This is a genomic window from Erythrobacter sp. SG61-1L, from assembly GCF_001305965.1.
GTDB lineage: Bacteria > Pseudomonadota > Alphaproteobacteria > Sphingomonadales > Sphingomonadaceae > Andeanibacterium.
In genome coordinates this window covers 247,215-265,935 of record NZ_JXQC01000003.1, presented here as the reverse complement: position 1 = coordinate 265,935, position 18,721 = coordinate 247,215, and the positions used below count along the sequence as shown (strand labels likewise).

Sequence of the window (18,721 nt, the reverse complement as noted above, 5' to 3'; positions counted from 1 at the left end):
GGGTCAGCCCTTCTTCACGCTGGGATGAACGGGCGCGATCACCCAACTGACCGGGCCATCCATCCTGCCCGAACGACCGGGCATTTCCTTGCGGCTCACCACCCGGCGGCCGCGATCCCACGATAAGGTTTCCAGCACGAACAGGGCATCGCGCCCGGTAATGCCGCCCAGCACGAAGCCCGGCTTGCGCCACAGGGGGTCGAGCGTTTCGAACCACAATTGCGTCACATCGCCATCGAAGCGGAGCACCTGCACCCCGCCTGGATTGGCGATGATGCCGGGGGCATGCCGGGCATCAACCACCAGCGCGTCCAGCCCTTCGGGCACATTGGCCATGGCGCGGGCAGAACCGCCCACCAGAGCGGGCACCACTGCGCCCCATTTCATCAGGTCACGCCGGCTGATCATTTGCCTGCCCCCTTGGTCTTCACATCGGCCGGATTGACCCCGCGCTGCTCCAGCGGAGCGGTGAGGAAATCGGTCAGTTGGTCGAGCTGCGCGTCACTGATCTCCGTCTTGCGGAAAGGCGCCATCCAGGCGACGCCGTTGCGCACGAAATAGGCGATCGTATCCTTGTCCATATCCTCGCGGTGGACCAGCGCGGCGGGCAGTTCGCCCTCATACTTCACCCGCAGGGCCGAGGTGCCGGCCAGCTTGGGATCGGGCGCATGGCAGGGCGCGCACCAATGCTCATAGACCGCGCGGCCTTCCGCCAGTTGCGGCGAAGTCTTGCCCAGCGTGGGATCGCCCTGCGTCATCATGCCCGGCGTCTTGGCCGGAGCGCTTCCGGTCTGCGCCTGCAAGGCATAACCGCCCACCAGCGCCAGCGCGCCCAGCGCGATATAGGCCGCCTTCATGCGTGCCTCCCGTCGCGAAGATGCTTAGGCCAGACGCCATAGCGCCCGGCGGAAAGGATGCCGTTGGGGTCCAGCGCATCCTTGATCTTCTCGTTCACCCGGCGAAGCATGTTGTTGTTAAAGCTATAGGCATTCATCACCGCATCCTGGAAGGCAGGCGGGCAGCGATATTCACCCCAGCCATGTTCGGCGCAGATCTGGATCACCTTCAACACGGATTCGCGCAGGCGACGGTTCTTTTCCTTGTCCTTGTAAACCGGCACGGCGGCAAACAGGACGAAGGAACGGGTCCAGCAAGTGACCGCCGGGCTGAACATGAATAGCGGCACATCATGTTCCGCGCAGGCCTGCCGCATCACGCGATTGGCCTTCACGAAGCCCTTGCCGCTGCGCGGGATGATGGCGGAAAACCAGATATGCCCGTCGCTGGGGTTAAAGTCCCCGAAGCCGCGCGAGCCAACCGCGAAGATTTCCATTGAAGGAATGCCGAAGCGGTTCTTCTGGATCTTGTCCATGTCTTCCGGCCGCAGCGGCAGTTTGACGAACTGGTTTTCCTTGAACTTCACCCCTTCGAAATGGGCGAAGCGTTCCTGCACATAGTCCCACTGTGCGCGGATGACCTTTTCGGGGCCATAGAACACCATCGACCCGCGCCAGGCGGCAAGGCCCGTTTCGCGCACCCGGCGGTTCATTTCCTCTTCCTCGGGAATTTCCGCGAAGATCAGCGGATTGCCCTGCGACAGCACAGGCGAACCGATGGAAGGCATGCCGTTGAAGATGTTGCCATATTCCAGCTCGTTGAACAGATCGACCATCGGGTCGATATCCGCGAAGCGCTGTAATTCGACCGAGCAGCTCATGTAAGCTTCCGGCTGCGGAAACAGCCAGAAGCCCATCTTGGTCACCACGCCCAGCGTGGACTGGCGGAACAGCCCGTCCAGGCAGGGACCGATGCCCATTTTGTATTGCTGCCAGGTCTCGCTGCCGGGCAAAGCGCCCATGCCGGTGCGGAAGACCTCGCCATCGGCCATCACGGCTTCGATCCCGCATTGCGCCTCGAAATGGCCGCGATAGGGCGCTGCGGTATAGCCGCCGCCGGAATCCAGCGCATTGCCCACCATGCTGCCCCAGCCCGGATCGGGCACGTCGATCCACAGCTTCGATCCGGTTTCCTGCAGATGGCGGTACATGTCGAAATAGGACACGCCCGGCTCGACGAGGCAGGAGGCATTGCCTTCGCTCACCTCGATGATGCGGTCCATCCGCTTCAAGTCCAGCACCACGCTGCCGGAATAGACCGGCGCGGAACCGCCATAGCCGAGGTTACGCCCGGTGGAGACAGGATAGAGCGGAATCCCGCGCGCATTGGCGGCACGAACCACGGCCTGCACTTCTTCCACCGTCTTGGGCGCAACGGCGGCGGAGGCGATCCGCTCGTCCTCCTCGCCCCACAGGACCGAATAGAAATCGCGATAGGTGTCTACGTCGGGATCGGAAGTGAAGACCCACTCCTCCCCCACGGCGGATTTCATCTCGGCGATGCCGTCAGCAAAAGTGGCGGCGGAAACGCCCGGCGGTGTACGCATATTATCCCTCCCGGACCGGTGCGGAATCTGCGCGCGCGGTCGATTTATGCAAGTGCATAAATTCCACCCCTCCGCCCGTCAAGCCGCACCGGCCGGGGCATGGAAAACGCGGGAGTTTCGTTGCTTCAGCGGGCCGTTGTTACGTAATCGGGGCGTTACATTACCGTAATTTACTTGTTGCCCGCCCCCGCTCCCCTAGCGCTGGTTCTTCACAAACAGCGAGGAAAGCTCGCCCGTTCGAGAGGAATGCAAGTGCTGGGCCTCGATGCCGCGTTGCGCCCGCGCAGCGGCGCCACGGTAGCCGGGAACTGACCGTGCTGCTGCCATTGACCGTTTCGCTCATCTGGCTGCTGGCCATGCTGGCGGCGGCAGTGTGCCTGCAGGATTCCGGCCGCAGCCTGCGCAGCGCCGTGGCGGCCGCGCTGGCCTTCGCGGCAGTGCTGGCGGTCGCCTTGCAGTTCAACCCGCAACCCAACTGGATCGGCGTACTGGTAGGCGTGGCAGCAGGCTGGCGCCTCATCTCCGGCCCTCTGCCGCGCACAGGATCACTGGTTGCTGGCGCCTGCGCCGGGCTGGCAGCTGCCCTGCAGATTGGCGGAGGCGTCGATCTGTTGCCAGCGGCCGCCGTGACCGGCGGGGCACTGACCATTGCTTTCCTCCTTGCCCGACCGGGCAGAGGCAATGGCCAACTGCGTGGCCATGCGCTGATCCTTGCCGCGCTGGGCGCGCCGCTGGCGGGGCTGATCGGCGATCTTCTTTACGGATGGCAATCGGCCACCGTGCTCAGCCAGGACGCGGCACAATCCGCCGCCCCGGCTCCGCCAGCATGGGCAATCGCAATCGTGGGGCTGGCGCTTGGTGCCGGTCTCCTCAGGGGAATGTGGATCAGGCGATGAACTTTTCGGAAGTCCTCGAAAACGGGCTGTTTGCACTGGGGCAAGTGCTGCGCCTGCCGGTGATGCTGCTGCTGTGGGTGTGTGTGGCCGCCACCCTGTTCTACGCCGGGCGTTATATGGTGGAGGCCGTGCGCCGCCGCAGCGAGCGTTCGGGGTTCGATCTCAAGCAATGGCTGCAAGAAGGCCGCGTGCTCGATACACCGGACGATCGCCGCGCCGCCCTGCCCGCCAATCTTTCCGCCATGCTCGGTGCGATCCAGCAACTCGATGCGGCCAAGGCGCTGCATCATGGCGGGCTGGAGAACGTCGTCGCCGAATATGAGGAACAATTGCGCCACGGGCTGGACGGCCCGCGCGCGCTGGTGAAGGTCGGCCCCAGCCTGGGCCTGATCGGCACGCTGATCCCTATGGGCACCTCCCTTGCCGCGATGGCAGGCGGGAACCTCAATGCCATGGCCGGGCAGATGGTGGTGGCCTTCACCAGCACGATCATCGGCCTTGCCACCGGCACGGTGGCCTATGGCCTCGTCGCCTTGCGCCAGAGCTGGGTCAGCGCCTCGATCCGCGAACAGCGTTATCTGGCAGAAGTGATCGCCGCCGAAATGGAGGGCCAGTAATGGGCCGCTTCATCAAGCTAGCCGCGCCGGAAGAACCGGCCGAGGAAGATCCGCTGGCGGGCGTCGCCAATTTGTTCGACGCCTCCATCGTGTTCATCGTCGGCCTGATGATCACGCTGTTCTCGGTCTACAATATGGGCGACCTGATGAGCGGTGAGAGCGAAGTCACCATGGTGAAGACCGATGCCAACGGCATGCAGGAAATCATCGTGAAAAAGGGCGAGACCATCAAGGCCTACAAGATGTCCGGCGCGACCGGAGAGGGCGACGGGGAACGTCTGGGCGCCGCCTATCGCCTCGCCAATGGCCAGATCATCTATGTGCCGGATACCCAAACCCCCGAAACCGAAGGCAAGCCCGCAGGCGATGAAGCTGCTCCGAACCCTTAAGGCGCTGCTGATCGCCCTGCTGTTGCTGCCTGCCGCCGCCCATGCGCAGCAGGTGGCGCCTGTGCGGCTGGGCTACGTCTTTTCCGACGGGAACATCCCCGGCACGCTGGCCGCCTTCCGCAAGCTGATGGAAGAACGGCCGGACCTGAAGGGCAAGGTGGAGCTGCAATTCCTGGCGGAATCCACTTTCGAGGAAGTGGACCCGGCCAAGCTCGTCGCCAGCGATGTGCTGGTTTACGACATCATGAATGAGCAGATGCTGCGCCGTTTCGACGATGAAAAGCAGCTCGATGTCGTTGGCTCCACCAGCCAGAGCGGCACGGTTCTGGGCGTCGGACAGGGTTTGCAAAGCGAGGAATTCTTCGCCAATCTGGGCGTGACATGGGTGCCGCGCGCCCGCGCCTATTGGGAACATGGCGGGCCGAAGAACCAGCTTGCCCTGATGAAGCTGGCACTGGGAAAGGCGGGGATTGCCGGGTTCGATGCCTTGCCCGATCCCGAGCCTTCGCTCGATTTCGGCTATTACTACCCCGATGGCGAAACGGGCCGCGTATTCGCCACATGGGAGGAATTCCAGAACTGGCGCGCCGCGAACGGCAAGCTGCACCCCGGCGCCCCTCGCGTGGCAGTGGGCTTCTTCAAGGCCAATTACTACACGGGCGACACCGGTCTGCTGAATGCCGTGATCGCGGAAGTGGAACGGCAGGGCGCCGAAGCCATCCCCGTCTTCGGCTATCCCGGCGCAGTCGCCTTTCAGCAGCTGCTGGGTGAAGGCAAGGATGTGCGCGCCGATGTCGGGCTAGGCCTGTTCTTCCAGTTCAACGATGCCCAATCGGCCAGCGTGCTGGAAGGCGTGGGCATCCCGGTCATCAACCTCATCAGCCTCTATGGCCGTAGCGAGGAAGACTGGCGCAATTCGCCGCAGGGCCTTTCCGCATTCGAAGGCACCTTCAATCTCGCCTCGCCCGAACTGGCGGGCACCATCGCTCCCACAGTGGTGGGCACAAAGGAAAAGGTGCTCGATCCGCTGACCGGGCTGAATTCCGTCATTACCAGCCCGATCCGCTCCCGCGTGGAAATGGCCGTCAGCCGCGGGCTGAAATATGCGGAACTGTCCCGCAAGCCCAATGCGGAAAAGAAGGTCGCGCTGATCTACTACAACTACCCGCCGGGCAAGGCGGGCATTTCCGCCAGCTATCTCAACGTGGCGGAAACGCTGGCCAATATCCTCCAGCGCATGGCGTCAGAAGGCTATGACATTGGCGGTCCCGCACCCTTGGCCGACGAGGTGCTGGCGCAGATCACCACCAAGGCCCGCAATGTCGGCAGCGATGCGCCCGGCGAGCTGGAGGAAATGATCGCGCAGGGCGGTGCCAATCGCGTGGACGTTGAAGATTATCGCAAGTGGCTGGATGCCCTTGCCCCTACCCTTCGCGCCAAGATTCTGAAGGACTGGGGCGATCCGAAAGACGGCAAGCTGATGACCGAGCGCCGGGACGGCCGCGTCAACCTGATCGTGCCGGGCGTGCAGTTCGGCAATGTGATGCTGATGCCGCAGCCCAATCGCGCCTGGGGCGAGGATCTGGAAAAGCTCTATCACGCGACGGACCTTGCCCCGCCGCACCAATATGTCGCCACCTATGCCTGGCTGCGCAATGGCTACAAGGCGGATGCGGTGGTGCATATCGGCACGCATGGCACGCTTGAATGGCTCGACGGGCGCGATGCAGGCCTTGGCGAGGAAGACGCGCCCGACGCGCTGATTTCGGACCTGCCGGACCTCTACATCTACAATGTGGACGTTGTGGGCGAAGGCCTGGTCGCCCGCAGGCGCGGCATGGCCACTCTGGTGGATCACATGGTGCCGCCCTTCACCGAAGGCGGGTTGACCGAAGACCTCGCCAAGCTGAGCGAGTTGCTCAACGACCATACCAAGAACGAGAGCAAGAACCCCGAACTGGCGCGCATTTACGGCAGGCAGGCCCGCGAACAGGCGGTGAAGCTGGGCGTCGCGAAGGATGTCGGCCTCGATCCGGATGTCGAATGGACTGACGCGCAGCTCCATCAAGTGGAGGACTACCTGCTGGAACTGCGCGGGCAGATCATCCCCTATGGCATGCACGCCTTCGGCCGCACGCCGGTTCCCGACGCCGTGGACAGCACGGTGAAGGCGATCATGAGCGTTGACCGTTCCGCCCTGCCCGATGCCAGTGAAATCTTTGCCGACGACATGCGCCAGCGCATCCTCGCCTCCGGCCCGCGCGAGCTTGACGGCCTGATGCTCGGCCTTGCAGGACGCTTCGTGCCCGCAGGCAAGGGCGGCGAGCCGGTGCGCAATCCGGATTCCTATCCCACCGGCGCCAATTTCTACGGCATCGATCCAGACAAGGTGCCCAAGCCCGCCTCATGGGAAATGGGGGCAAAGCTGGCAGAAGAACTGCTGCAGAAATCCTTCCGCAAGAACGGCAAATACCCCTCCAAGGTATCTTTCGTGATTTGGGGGGACGAAACCATGCGCCATGAAGGCGTGCTGGAATCGCAGATATTCTACCTGCTCGGCACCAGGCCGGTCTGGGATGCACGCGGCAAGGTGGTGGGCGTGGAGGTGATCCCGCGCGAACAGCTGGGCCGCCCCCGCGTGGACATCGTGATCGCCTCCGCCGCCGAAGGACTGTTCGGCAATGTCACTCGCCTGATGGACGAAGCCGTGCAGAAGTTGAAGGCGCTGGACGAAGCCGACAATCAGGTTCGCCAGCATTATCTCGAAATGAAGCGCGTTCTGATCGAGAAGGGCGTCGCGCCCGAGGAGGCCGACAAGATGGCCGGCGTGCGCATCTTCGACGAGCCGCCGGGCAGCTATAACCTGAACACCTCGAATATCGTGGCCGCCAGCGGATCGTGGGATGACGAAGCTGGTTTCGCCAACGATTATATCCGCAAGATGGGCCACGGTTACGGCAATGGCTATTGGGGCCAGCCCATGCCGGACGTATTCCGGCTGGCCATCTCTGGCACCGAAACCATCGTCCATTCGAACTCGACCATGCTCTATGGCACGCTCGATAACGATGACATGTTCATGTATATGGGCGGCCTCGCCTCCGCCGTGCGCAGCCTCGATGGCACGACGCCGGACCTCCAGATCACTGACACGCGCGATCCCGGCAAGCCTGCCATGACCGGGCTGGACACCTTCATCGGCCGCGAATTCCGCTCCCGCTACGTCAACCCGACCTGGATCGAGGGGATGCAGAAGGAAGGCTATGCCGGCGCAGGGGCGATGCGGGAATTCGTGGAATATCTCTGGGGCTGGGATGCCACCGCAACCGATGTGGTGGACGATGCCATGTGGCAGGAAACCTATGAGACCTATGTGCTCGACAAGCGCAACATGGGCATGAAGGCCTATTTCGAGAAGAATTCCCCCTTCGCCTATCAGGACATCACCGCCCGCATGATCGAGACGATCCGCAAGGATTACTGGAAGGCGGACGAGGCGACGCGCAGCAAACTGGTCAGCGAATATCTGGAGAACGTCACCACACACGGAGTCAATTGCACGGATGTGTCCTGCGGCAATGGGCGGCTGCTGGAATATGTGATGCAGGAAGCCCAGCGCAGCGGCGTGCCTGCCCCCACCATCGCCAAGGCGCGCAATGCCTTCGAAAAGGCCATGGGCCGCTCGATCGAAAGCGCTGCCGACGAACTGCGCGATTTTGCCCGCCGCAACGATGCGCGTGAAGCGGCGGAGCGCCAGCAGGCACAGGATCTGGTTGCCCGCCAGCACCCTGCCACCGCACAGCAGGCGACAGGCGCCCCGGCAGAGGCACCCCGGCAACGGGAACCGCGCAATGCCCCGCAGGCAATGGCACCTTCCGGCACTGCCCCTTCGCAGAACCCACAGTTGAAGGGCCAGGTGATGACCGAGGAAGATCGCACGCCCACCATCCGCGCGCCGGAGCGGGCAGAACCGCCCCGGCTTTCGGCCAGCGGGCTGATCTGGCCTGCCGTGCTGTTCGTGCTGTTACTGCTGGGCTGGAACTGGCGGGAGCGCCGGATGCAGGCCTCCCCGGCCTAGGCGGCTGCGCCTAGGGATCGAAGCGGGCGAACCGCGCGCGGGACCATGTTACCTGCGCGTGGCCGCCAGAGCCTTCCATCTCGTAATCGTTCCATGCGACGAGGAACCCCGCCCCGCTCGCCCTTATCGCCGGAATGGATGACTTGCCCGGCCCGCTCGACAATTGCCGTGCTTCGGCCAGTGGCCTGCCCGCACTGCCGAACGCCTGCGCGAATATGCGCCGCTGTCCGGCTGCTTCATCGCTCCACACAAGTCCGACACGGTCGCCATTCCACGCGAGATAGGCGCCGATAGACTCCCCCTCGCCGTGAGTAACACGGATCGGCGCAGCCATATGCCCGGTGAGAAAATCCGCGAGCGGACCGACCGAAAGATAGACCTCGCGGTTGCCGTCACGCTCGTCAAACCATGTGAGGGCAGCCTGACCTGCCTCATTCACCTGCAGATCGGGATAGAGGGAAGCGTGTCCGTCATCCGGCGTGAGTTGGACATGGCGTGAGCCTTGCTCCGTCACCTCGATCAGATGCAATTCGTTGGTATCGCCAGAACCGGCGGCATCGAGGGCGAGAACCATTCTCCCGTCCGCCACCGCGGCGTTGAGGTTCCACGTATCGCGATCAGCCCCGCCCACTTCGCGCGGCGCCGTCAGCGGCTTGCCGGACAGGGAAAACTCGCGATACCAGACTGACGGATCGCGGGCGGAGGTAGCGAGCGAAGGCTGAGCAATCCATGCGACCAGCAGCCGCTTGCCGGCGATACGCACGACCGGATTGCGCGACCAATCCGCTTCTTGCTCCAGCGGGACCAGCCAGCGCCTTTTGCCTGCGGCATCAAGGCCGGCAAGCCAGCCTGAAAGCTCATTGGAGAAAGGGTTCTTCTGATACCAGGCGGCGAACAGGCCGCCGTCGCCCTGGATCAGGTCAGGCTCATAGGCGAAAGTGGTGCCTTCGCTGCTCGCCTTCACGGCCGGTCCTGTGGCCTGTGCCGCCGCATCCAAGGGCTGGAGGAAGATCGCGGAACCTTCCCCCATTCCGCCGTGCCATGCGGCCCAGGCGGCCTGCGGGGAGACGGCAAGGCTCAACTCGTGAGCCCGCATCTCCCCGGCCTCCACCACCGGGGCGGGCAGATGCGCACAGCCCGCCAGCGGCAGGATCAACGGCAGCGCGTACCGCGCCAACATACGCGGCTTTGCCATTGTGGACCTTGGCCCGGTCAGAACCGGGCGCTGATCCCGGCATAGGCCGAAGTGCCCGGCGTGGCGAAGCTGAAGACTTCCTCGTAATCCTCGTCCAGCAGGTTCTCCACGCGGCCGAACAGGGTCAGCCCCTTCATCACTTCGTACTGGGCATTGAGGTTCACCAGCGTGAACGGGTCCATGGAAACCCGCACCGGAACCCAACTGGGATCGGTATAGGCCACATCGTCGGTCCGGCCGTTATACCGCACGGTCAGTGTGGCCGAGAACTTGTCGTCCTTGCTGAACCATGTGGCATTGAAGCTGGCGATGTCGCCGGGGCGGCGAACTTCCACCACGCCGTCTTCCTTGGCATTGAGGTAAGTGTAGGAAGCATCCAGCCGCAGCTGCGCCATCGGCCGCGCAGACAGGAATAGCTCTACCCCGTTCTGCTTCGATTTGGTCGCCCGGTTGCTGGGCGTCGCAACATAATCGGGCGCCGGATAGGTGGTGTAGATTTCATCCGTCAGCACGGAATCGAAATAGGTCGCACCCAGCGTGACCTTGCCGTTCATGAAGCTTTGCTCAAGCCCGGCTTCCCAGCCTTCGGACTTTTCCGGCTTGAGGTTCGGATTGCCGATATATCGGCCATCCATATAGCCGTAGAGTTCGAAATAGCCGGGGTTCTTCACGCCGGTGCCATAGGCCGCGCGAATGCGTGTGTCGGTCGGCAGGCGATAGCTGCCCTGCACGCGCCAGGTGGTCGTATTGTCGAACCGATTGTTGTCGTCATACCGGATGGATGCCCCGCCCGAGAAAGCTCCAGCAGTCAGTTCATACTGGCCGACGATGCCGACATTGTCCGTGTGGCGCTTGCCGTTGAAGGCATAGAGGCTGGTGTTCTGGAACTCCTCGCGCTCCCCATCCACGGCTGCGGTCAGGCGGTGCGAGATCGCCTCATTCCCCAGGCGCATGCTGGAAACGAAGCTACCCTTATAACGCTGGCCCTTGTCGCCATAATTGAAGCCATCAGCGTTGAAGCCCTTGCGCTGCGTGTCGGAGAACTGTCCGGTCAGCGTGTTGGTCCAGCGGCCATCCAGCGCGGTCAGTTCCGCCGCGAGCAGGCCATAGAACGCCTCATTGACGTAATGGGTGCCGGGGCTGTCCACGATGTAGCCGAAATTCGGCTTGCTGCTGTCATTCTCGGTGTCGTTCGTATCGGCATCGGTCCAGCTGTAGCGCAGCACGCCGGTCAGCTTGAAAGTGTCGGAGGGCGTCCAGTTCACCTTCGCGCTGGCGCCAAGGCTGGTGGAGGCCAGATCGCGCACGCCATCGCGCGCGGTGGGATAGCCTGACGTATGGTGCAGGCTGCTGGAGACGGCATAGTCGAAATCGCTCGACGCACCGGCAACGCGCACTGCGCCGCCTACCGTACCGAAGGAACCGCCCTCGCCCCGGATGCTGATGCCTGGCGCTTCACGCCCGGAAAGCGTGATGTAGTGGATCACGCCGCCGATCGCGTCGGAGCCGTAGAGCGAGCTTTGCTGCCCGCGCAGCACTTCGATCTTCGCGGCAGGGTCTGCGATCAGCGTGCCGAAATCATATTCGCCCATATATGGGTCAGCCGCCTCGATGCCGTCGATCAGCACCAGCACCTGATTGCCTTCGGTGCCACGCAGGCGCACTGCCGTCTGGCCGCCAATGGAGCCGGTGCGGCTCACGGCCACGCCGGGCACGTCGCGCAGAATGTCCGATACGACGCGGGTCTGGCGCTGTTCCAGTGCCTCGCTGTCGAGGACGGTCACCGATGCACCCAATTGATCGGCTCGCACGCCGTCGCCGGAACGCGATGCAGTGACGACGATGGCCACGCCATCATCCTGCGCCTCGGCAGTGTCGTCTTCGGCTGCTTGAGCCGCCTGCGGGAGCAAAGCCAGCGCCAGCGCGGCACATGCTGCCGAACCGAGAATGTGCTGACGACGATAGATTGCGTTGAATTTCCTCATCTTCCCCCAAACTCCGAATAGGCTGGCGCCCTCCTCGTCAAGGGGGCTGCCACACAGGGTGGGGATTGCGGCAATCGGGCAGACAGGTAAGTTAATTACGGTAATCCGCCCGGTTACAGGCCGTTACACCGCAGAATTCTGCGTAATTTCCCTGATCCAAGGCGCAAAACACCCCCGCACACCATTGGCGAACGGGGGTGAGATGTTCCCGCCGTCAGGCGGTCAGCGCTGAGTGAAGCGCACCGTATCCACCGTCAGCCCCTTGGCCGGCGGATTGGCGAGATCCTTGAGCAGAGTGCGCGTGCCGTACCGCCCGACCACGCCGCCGCCACGTGGTGCGTAATAGACCGGGAAGGAGGCAGACGCCGCTTCCTTCCCGTCTACCAGCATCACCAGCCGCGCAGCACGAGGGCCAGAGGCCGGATCGGCCGTGACGGACAGGGTCACTTCATGCGCTCCGGGCGCCAGCACATCGCCCTTCAGCCACTGCCGTTCCTTCTCGCGCGCAGTGGCGTTGTAGAGGAAGACCGGTCGACCGCCTTCAAGGTACAGCCCCGCCCCGCCGGCCTCATCGCCGGAGAACACAATCGGTCCATCCGCATCGACAGCGCTGGTGGTGAAGCGGGCCGCCATGTCCCAGCCTGCCGCCAGCGCCGGGAAGGAACCGGCCGGATAGCGCGTGCCCCCTGCGTAGAAGGTGAAGTCCTTACGCCCATCGAGGACCGAGGGGCGATTGCCCGGACCCACGCGGCCAATCAGATCGGCGGCAATGGGATAGACATTGTATTGCTTCGCCGCCGTCTCGAAATCGGCCTTCAACTCCGCCAGCTTTGCAGGATATTGCGCGGCGACGTTCTTCGACTGCGAATAGTCGCTATCGAGATTGTAGAGTTCCCACTTGAACTGTGCGGGGTCCAGCGGGTTGGTGGAGCGATCGTAAGGCGCGCGGCCCGGCGTGGTCGAAGCCAGCCAGCCATCCTTGTAATAGGACCGGTTGCCCAGCATCTCGAAATACTGCTCCTTGCGGGCAGAAGGCACCTTGGGGGCATCGAAGCTGTAAACCATGCTCACCCCGTCAATCGGCTGCTGCTTTACGCCGTCAACCGTTTCGGGCGGAGTAATCCCCGCCGCCTCATAGATGGTCGGGGCGATGTCGATCACGTGATGGAACTGGCTGCGCAATTGCCCCGTCGCCTTGATCCGCTTGGGCCAGCTGATGACCAATCCGTCACGCAGGCCGCCGAGATGTGATGCGATCTGCTTGCCCCATGGGAACGGCGCATTCTGCGCCCAGGCCCAGGCCGCATTATAGTTGGAATAGGAATGCGGGGTGCCGTCGGCGGCGGAATTGGCGATCAGTTCCGCTTCGGTAGGCTCGATCCCCAGCAGGCTTTGCAATTCCATGCTGGAACCGTGCTGGCTATCCATGCTGGCGCCATTATCGCCCTGCAGATAGATCACCATGGTGTTCTCAAGCTGACCGCTCTGGCGCAATTCCTCGATCACGCGGCCTAGCTGGAAGTCGAAGAAAGCCAGCTGCGCCGCCGCGACTTCCATCTGGTGCGCGTACATCTTCTGCGCTTCCGGCCCGATGCTGTCCCACGCGGGCAAGACGTCAGGGCGCGGCGTGAGCACTGCGTCCTGCGGGATCACGCCCAGGGCCTTCTGCCGGACAAAGTTCTGTTCACGCAGCTTGTCCCAACCCATGTCGAACTGGCCCTTGAACTTCGCGATCCAGTCTGCCGGTGCCTGATGCGGCGAATGCATCGAACCGGGCGAGAAATAGGCGAAGAAGGGATGATCGGGCCGCTGCACGCGCTGGACGCGCAGCCAGTCGATCATGTGATTGGTCATGTCCTTGTCGAGGATGTAATCCGGGTCGGCCGGCGGCTCCACCTGATTGCGGTTCTCGATCAGCTGCGGCCTGAACTGGTCATCCGCCGCACCGTTGAAGCCATAGAAATAATCGAAGCCCCAGGCATTGGGCCAGTGGTTGAACGGTCCCATCGGGCCGGTCTCCCACAGGGGGGTGTTGTGGTTCTTGCCGAAGAAGGCAGTGTCATAGCCATTGTCGCGCAGCACGCTGCCCAAGGTGGCGGCGCTGTCGGGGATCACCGAAGTATAGCCCTTTTCATCCACCGAGACATTGGTGATCGAACCGCTGGCCACGGCATGCGAATTACGCCCGGTCAGCAGCGCCGCACGGGTGGGCGAGCACATGGCCGTGGTGTGAAATTCATTATAGCGCAGCCCGTCCTTCGCCAGCTGGTCGAAAGTGGGCGTAGGGATCGGGCCACCGAAAGTGCTGGCCGAACTGAACCCGGCATCGTCGGTCATGATCAGCAGCACATTGGGCGCCCCGGCAGGCGCACGCGGAGGTTGCGGATAATATTTCCACTCGCGCGCGGGGGCGGCGCCTGCGGGCTGGCTTTCCGCGGCCGCGCCAGCCGCATTGACCGTGAACACCAGTGCGATGGCCGTACCGATGGCGGCGCGGGCCTGCTTTGCGCGGCGATTAGGGGAAGTCATGGAATGCTCTCTCCGTTTCAAGCGGCCTTGGCCGCCACGTCGCGGACGCAGCGGAAGCCGATATGGGATGTCGATGTGTCGATGGTCTGCGGATAACGGGCCGCCGGGCGATAACGGCGGCAGTAATTCTCGGCGCACAGATGCGATCCGCCCTTCAGCACCTTTCGGGGGAAGTTACGGCCCGGATCGTCGGGATCGTGGCTGGCGACGCGGGCATCGTCACCGCCGCAGCAGGAAGGCGCCTTCCTGCCCGGCGCATCGCTGTACCAGTCGCTGCACCATTCCCAGACATTGCCGATCATGTCGTAAAGCCCGAAGGGATTGGGCGGATAGGAACAGACGGGGGAAGTTCGCTCCCACCCGTCGAGCAGCGAATTCTCCAGCGGGAAAGCGCCCTGCCAGTAATTGGCCAGCATAGCGCCCCCCGGCGCCAGTTCGATGCCCCAGGCATAGGGCAGCCGGCCCAGCCCCCCGCGGGCGGCATATTCCCATTCCGCCTCGTTCGGCAGCCGCTTGCCCGCCCATCTGGCAAAGGCATCGGCATCTTCGTGGGCGATGTGGACTACAGGATGATCGGCAAGCCCGGCAGAACCGCTCCCCGGCCCCAGCGGCTCTCGCCAATTGGCGCCGAACACGAATTGCCACCATTGCATGGGGTTCATCCCCATGGTCAGCCGCGCAGGCGCCATGAAGACTGACGAGCCGGGCTGGAGCAGGGCTGGATCGGCGTCGGGATAATCCGCCGGGTCGGGCGCCCGCTCTGCCACGGTGACGTATCCCGTGGCCTCCACGAAGCGCGCGAATTGCCGGTTGGTCACGGGCACGACGTCGATCTCGAACCTGCCGACTTTCACTTCGCGGCAGGGCCGTTCTTCGGGATAGTGATCGTCCGATCCCATCCAGAACCGCCCACCTTCCAGCAGGACCATCGGGCACAATTCGCCCGCCACCGTAGTCACCCCGCCATCTCCCCTATCAAACGCTCGATACCGCGCTTTTCCGCGCCTTTTCGATTGGGAGGAGACAGCTGCGGCCTTGCAATTGCAAGGCATCCGGTGCTTATACGCTTCATAAGTTATAACTTATGGCTTGCCGAAATTCGCGCGCCATACCGGGAGAAATCGGATGTTTCAGGACAAGCGCGATTTCACGCTCCAGCAATTGCGGACCTTCGTTTGCGCGGCAAAGGCAGGCAGTTTCAGCCGCGCGGCCGACCAGCTCGGCATTTCGCAACCCGCTGTGAGCGACCAGATCTCGATGCTGGAAGATCGGCTGGGCTGCCAATTGTTCATCCGGCGCCGGGGAACCACGCCATTGCTGACCCATGACGGCACGAAGCTACTGGAAAGCGCCGAAATGATGCTGAGCGCGAGCAAGGAAATGCGCGGCGACGAACCGGGCGCCCGCCGCCAGCGTGTGCGGCTGTGCATCGGCCCGCGCCTGCGTGACGTCTACCTCAAGCCCGCACTTCCCCGCCTCTATAGGGAACATCCTGAAATCGAGCTGGTGCTGATGCCGCTGATCCGGCCTGACGAAGTGCAGAGCGGGTTCGATCGCGGGAAGATCGACATCGTCGTCTATTCGGTGGGCCAAGTGATCGGCAGCTGGCCGAATGTCCGCCATATTGCCGAAGTCCCCACCGCGCTGGTCGGCGCGCCGGGCACGCGGGCGAAGCTGGATTCCGGCGAATTGAGCTATGACGATCTGAATTACATCATCCACTCTTCCGACGCGCAGCCGGAGCATTGGGTGGAGCTGCAGTTCCGGCGCAAGGGCATCAAGCCTGTCAGGCCGTTTCTCTATGTGGAGTTTCCAGACATCATCCAGCAGATGGTGGAAGACGGCCAGGGCGTTGCAGTGCTGATGCATGAACAGGTGGCGGGCAGTATTGCGAGCGGGCGGCTGGAAGTGCTCGACGGCGATTTCCCTCCGCTCCAGCGGCTGGTTGCACGTTCTCCGACCGCGACGCCCGCTGCCCGGATCGTGGAGGAATTCGTTCTGGCCGCGTTGAACGAAAAACGCGCCATTTCCGCCTGATCTCTGGCTCGGGAGAGAGGGTGAGGCAGGCCGCCTCCGGTGCTCAGCCGGAAACGACCCGCCTCGGGAGGTACCTCTAGAAATTGCGACGAACGCTGAGCGACCATTCACGCGGCGCGCCGGGCTGGCCCGACACGATGCCGATCGGCAGGCGGCCCTTGTTCCGGTAATAGAACTCGTCCGTCAGGTTGGTGACGGCCAGCGCAACCTGCCAGTCCTCGTCCGGCGAGGTCCAGGTAAGGCGGGCGTTCATAACCGTGTAGGCCGGAACCAGCGTTGCCGGGTTGTTGTCCGACGCAGTGAAGAACGACGACTGGTAGGCCAGGTCGAAACGCGGCGTCAGTGTGCCGGCGCTGCCCAGGTCGGCTTCATACTGGGCACCGAAGCTGGCCTTCCACTTGGTGATGTAAGGCGCCAGCGAATCCAGCGTGATGCCGCTGATCGTCGCCCCGGTCGCGCCGATGCTCTTCAACTGGAAGTCCAGATAGCTGCCGGTGGCGTCGATGGTGAGGCCCTTTACCGGCCGCAGGGTCAGTTCGGCTTCCACGCCAGTGAAGCGCGCATCGCCGGCATTGGTCGGCGTTGCGTTCTGGGCGCTCAGCGTCACTCCGTCCACCACGGTCGGCGCGGTGTTGGAGAAGATGATGTCCTTATAATCGTTGATGAAGGCCGACATGTTCAGCCGCACCGCGCGATTCAGGAAATCGCTCTTGAAGCCGATTTCATAGGCATTGAGCGATTCAGGCTGGAACGGCTGCACCTGCTGGATCACGAAGGGGCGCGGATTTACGCCGCCACCGCGATAGCCGGTGCTGAACTGGGCATAGACCATCAGGTCCGGCGTCAGCTGGTAATCCGCATTCACGCGATAATCCACGCGGTCACCGGAATAGCTGCCGATGGCTCCGTCGATCTTGTTCTGCGCTGTGTAGCTCGGCTCGCTCGTGTCGAACACGTTCAGGCGGCGGAAGTGGTAATCCTTCTTGTCATGCGTGTAGCGGATGCCGCCGGTCAGGTTCAGGCGATCGGTCAGGTGGATCACTGCATGGGCAAAGCCCGAGATGCTTTCCGCCGGAATCGTATCGTCCGAATAGAAGACCGAAGAAGTCGCAAGGCCCGGCGCGATGATGTCGCCGCCTTCGATGTAGCTCGTCGCGTCATAGTAATAGGCGCCCAGGGTCCAATCGAGCTTGTCGTTGAAGCTGGTGCCGTTCAGGCGCAGTTCCTGCGTGAACTGGTGGTGCGAATTGGTGATGTTGGACGTGTTGATGCCAAACGGCGTGACGTCATAGTCCGAGCCATAGGAACCCGACAGATCCTGATAGGCAGTGATCGACTTGAGGGCCAGCGTATCGCTGATGGTCCAGTCAATCGTGCCCGCCACTTCCCACGCACGCAGGCGGGTATTCGGGTCCCACACGGTGGCCGGATGGCTGCCGTCAGCGTCGGTGAACGCGGGGGTCACATAGGTCGAGTAGTTGTAATACTCGCCTTCAGCCGGGATCAGCAGCGAACGATCGGTGAAGCCGGGCGTCAGCGCATTGGACACCGTAAGGGCCAGCAGCGTGGTCGGCGGCGGTTCGGAATCGTCCACCAGCTTGCTGGCGGAGATGTTCACTTCGACATTGTCGCTGGCCACCCAGCGCAGGGCCATGCGGCCGGCGGTGTAATCCCTGCCGCCTTCATGCCCGATGACGCAGTCTTCGGTGGGCGAACCGGTTGCCGGAATGCCCGCCACGCCCGGGTTCTTGCAGCCGAAATCGTAGCGCGTGACATAGCCCTGCTGATGGCGCGTAACGCCGGAAAGGCGCATGAACAGCCGGTCGGGCACGATGGTGAAATCGGCGCTGCCGCGCAGGTCAAGCTGATCGCGCGAACCTACGGTGGCTTCCAGGAAGCCGCCTTCGCCGGTGGGCTTCTTGGTATAGAGCTTCACTGCCCCGCCGATGGAGTTCTTGCCCGCCAGCGTGCCCTGCGGGCCGCGCAGGATTTCCACCCGGTCAAGGTCCAACAGGTCCAGCTGCGAACCGAAGACGGTGCCGTGATAGACATCGTCGACATACAGGCCCACGCCCGGCTCATAGGCGAAGTTCGTGTCCGCCTGGCCGACACCGCGAATGAACACCGCCGCGCCGGGGCCGAAGGCCGAGCCGGTGGGCTTCAGCACCACGTTGGGCGCGCTGTTGGTCAGGTCGGTGACGGTCGAATAGCTGCGGGCCGCAAGACCTTCGCCGTCGATGGCGGTGATCGCGATAGGCGTGTCCTGCAGCCGCTGTTCGCGGAACTGTGCCGTGACGATGATTTCGCCGATATCGTCGTTTGCCGTGTCGGAAGCGGCTCCATCCTGCGCTATGGCCGGGGCTGCACCTGTCAGGGCGGCGGTCGCCGCGCACAGCAACAGGCTGGTCTTCGTAAAACGCATATGTCCTCCCAAATTCTTATCGCTCTCAGGCGGGGTGCGGTTCGTTGCATGACGCACGCCGCCCATTCTCTGGCGTCGGAGAAGCGGGAGGTGAGTTGGGAAGCCCCCGCCATTCCGGACGGGGTCTGAA

The 18,721-nt window shown here is 63.3% G+C and carries 13 protein-coding genes; 5 read left to right on the top strand and 8 right to left on the bottom strand.

The features are described from left to right. Nucleotides 1-3 precede the first annotated feature (3 nt). Genes SZ64_RS01540 through SZ64_RS01530 form a run of 3 tightly spaced genes read right to left on the bottom strand, consistent with a single transcriptional unit; the run spans nucleotide 4 to nucleotide 2,443 of the window. Nucleotides 4-408, bottom strand: a complete 405-nt coding sequence (locus SZ64_RS01540; RefSeq protein ID WP_054529217.1) for a hypothetical protein — start codon at nucleotides 406-408, stop codon at nucleotides 4-6. Then, nucleotides 405-857, bottom strand: a complete 453-nt coding sequence (locus SZ64_RS18105; protein ID WP_156313416.1) for a cytochrome c — start codon at nucleotides 855-857, stop codon at nucleotides 405-407. The genes SZ64_RS01540 and SZ64_RS18105 overlap by 4 nt, the downstream gene beginning before the upstream one ends. Then, complete coding sequence (locus SZ64_RS01530) at nucleotides 854-2,443, bottom strand: FAD-binding oxidoreductase (RefSeq protein ID WP_054529216.1); 1,590 nt, start codon at nucleotides 2,441-2,443, stop codon at nucleotides 854-856. The genes SZ64_RS18105 and SZ64_RS01530 overlap by 4 nt, the downstream gene beginning before the upstream one ends. Nucleotides 2,444-2,757: 314 nt before the next feature. Here SZ64_RS01530 and SZ64_RS18705 point away from each other — a divergent pair, with 314 nt between their 5' ends. From SZ64_RS18705 to SZ64_RS01510, 4 genes are read left to right on the top strand one after another with little or no spacing between them, the layout of a single operon-like run. Then, entirely contained in the window at nucleotides 2,758-3,339 is a 582-nt protein-coding gene (locus SZ64_RS18705) for a hypothetical protein (protein WP_054529215.1), read from the top strand. After that, complete coding sequence (locus SZ64_RS01520; RefSeq protein ID WP_054529214.1) at nucleotides 3,336-3,956, top strand: MotA/TolQ/ExbB proton channel family protein; 621 nt, start codon at nucleotides 3,336-3,338, stop codon at nucleotides 3,954-3,956. Before SZ64_RS18705 ends, SZ64_RS01520 begins: the two co-directional genes overlap by 4 nt. Beyond that, the gene (locus tag SZ64_RS01515) at nucleotides 3,956-4,345 is read left to right on the top strand and encodes a DUF2149 domain-containing protein (protein WP_054529213.1); all 390 of its coding nucleotides are present in this window, start codon (nucleotides 3,956-3,958) and stop codon (nucleotides 4,343-4,345) included. Before SZ64_RS01520 ends, SZ64_RS01515 begins: the two co-directional genes overlap by 1 nt. Then, entirely contained in the window at nucleotides 4,323-8,423 is a 4,101-nt protein-coding gene (locus SZ64_RS01510; RefSeq protein WP_054529212.1) for a cobaltochelatase subunit CobN, read from the top strand. Before SZ64_RS01515 ends, SZ64_RS01510 begins: the two co-directional genes overlap by 23 nt. A 10-nt stretch (nucleotides 8,424-8,433) precedes the next feature. On the opposite strand, the gene SZ64_RS01505 is transcribed toward SZ64_RS01510, so the two are convergent. From SZ64_RS01505 to SZ64_RS01490, 4 genes are all read right to left on the bottom strand, one after another. Then, nucleotides 8,434-9,618, bottom strand: a complete 1,185-nt coding sequence (locus SZ64_RS01505; protein WP_156313414.1) for a hypothetical protein — start codon at nucleotides 9,616-9,618, stop codon at nucleotides 8,434-8,436. A gap of 17 nt (nucleotides 9,619-9,635) precedes the next feature. Then, nucleotides 9,636-11,603: a TonB-dependent receptor gene (locus SZ64_RS01500; RefSeq protein WP_054529210.1), complete on the bottom strand. Its 1,968-nt coding sequence runs from the start codon at nucleotides 11,601-11,603 to the stop codon at nucleotides 9,636-9,638. A 222-nt stretch (nucleotides 11,604-11,825) separates the two neighbouring features. Beyond that, nucleotides 11,826-14,132: an arylsulfatase gene (locus SZ64_RS01495; protein WP_082384384.1), complete on the bottom strand. Its 2,307-nt coding sequence runs from the start codon at nucleotides 14,130-14,132 to the stop codon at nucleotides 11,826-11,828. Nucleotides 14,133-14,149: 17 nt separating this feature from the next. Next, nucleotides 14,150-15,061, bottom strand: coding sequence for a formylglycine-generating enzyme family protein (locus tag SZ64_RS01490; RefSeq protein WP_054529209.1), 912 nt, complete (start codon nucleotides 15,059-15,061; stop codon nucleotides 14,150-14,152). Nucleotides 15,062-15,257: 196 nt separating this feature from the next. On the opposite strand from SZ64_RS01490, the gene SZ64_RS01485 reads away from it, so the two are divergent. Beyond that, a complete protein-coding gene (locus SZ64_RS01485) occupies nucleotides 15,258-16,169 on the top strand; it encodes a LysR family transcriptional regulator (RefSeq protein WP_054529208.1) in 912 nt (303 codons plus the stop codon). Between the two features lie 76 nt (nucleotides 16,170-16,245). Here SZ64_RS01485 and SZ64_RS01480 read toward each other — a convergent pair whose 3' ends face one another. Continuing rightward, complete coding sequence (locus SZ64_RS01480) at nucleotides 16,246-18,591, bottom strand: TonB-dependent receptor (protein ID WP_054529207.1); 2,346 nt, start codon at nucleotides 18,589-18,591, stop codon at nucleotides 16,246-16,248. Between the last annotated feature and the right edge of the window lie 130 nt (nucleotides 18,592-18,721).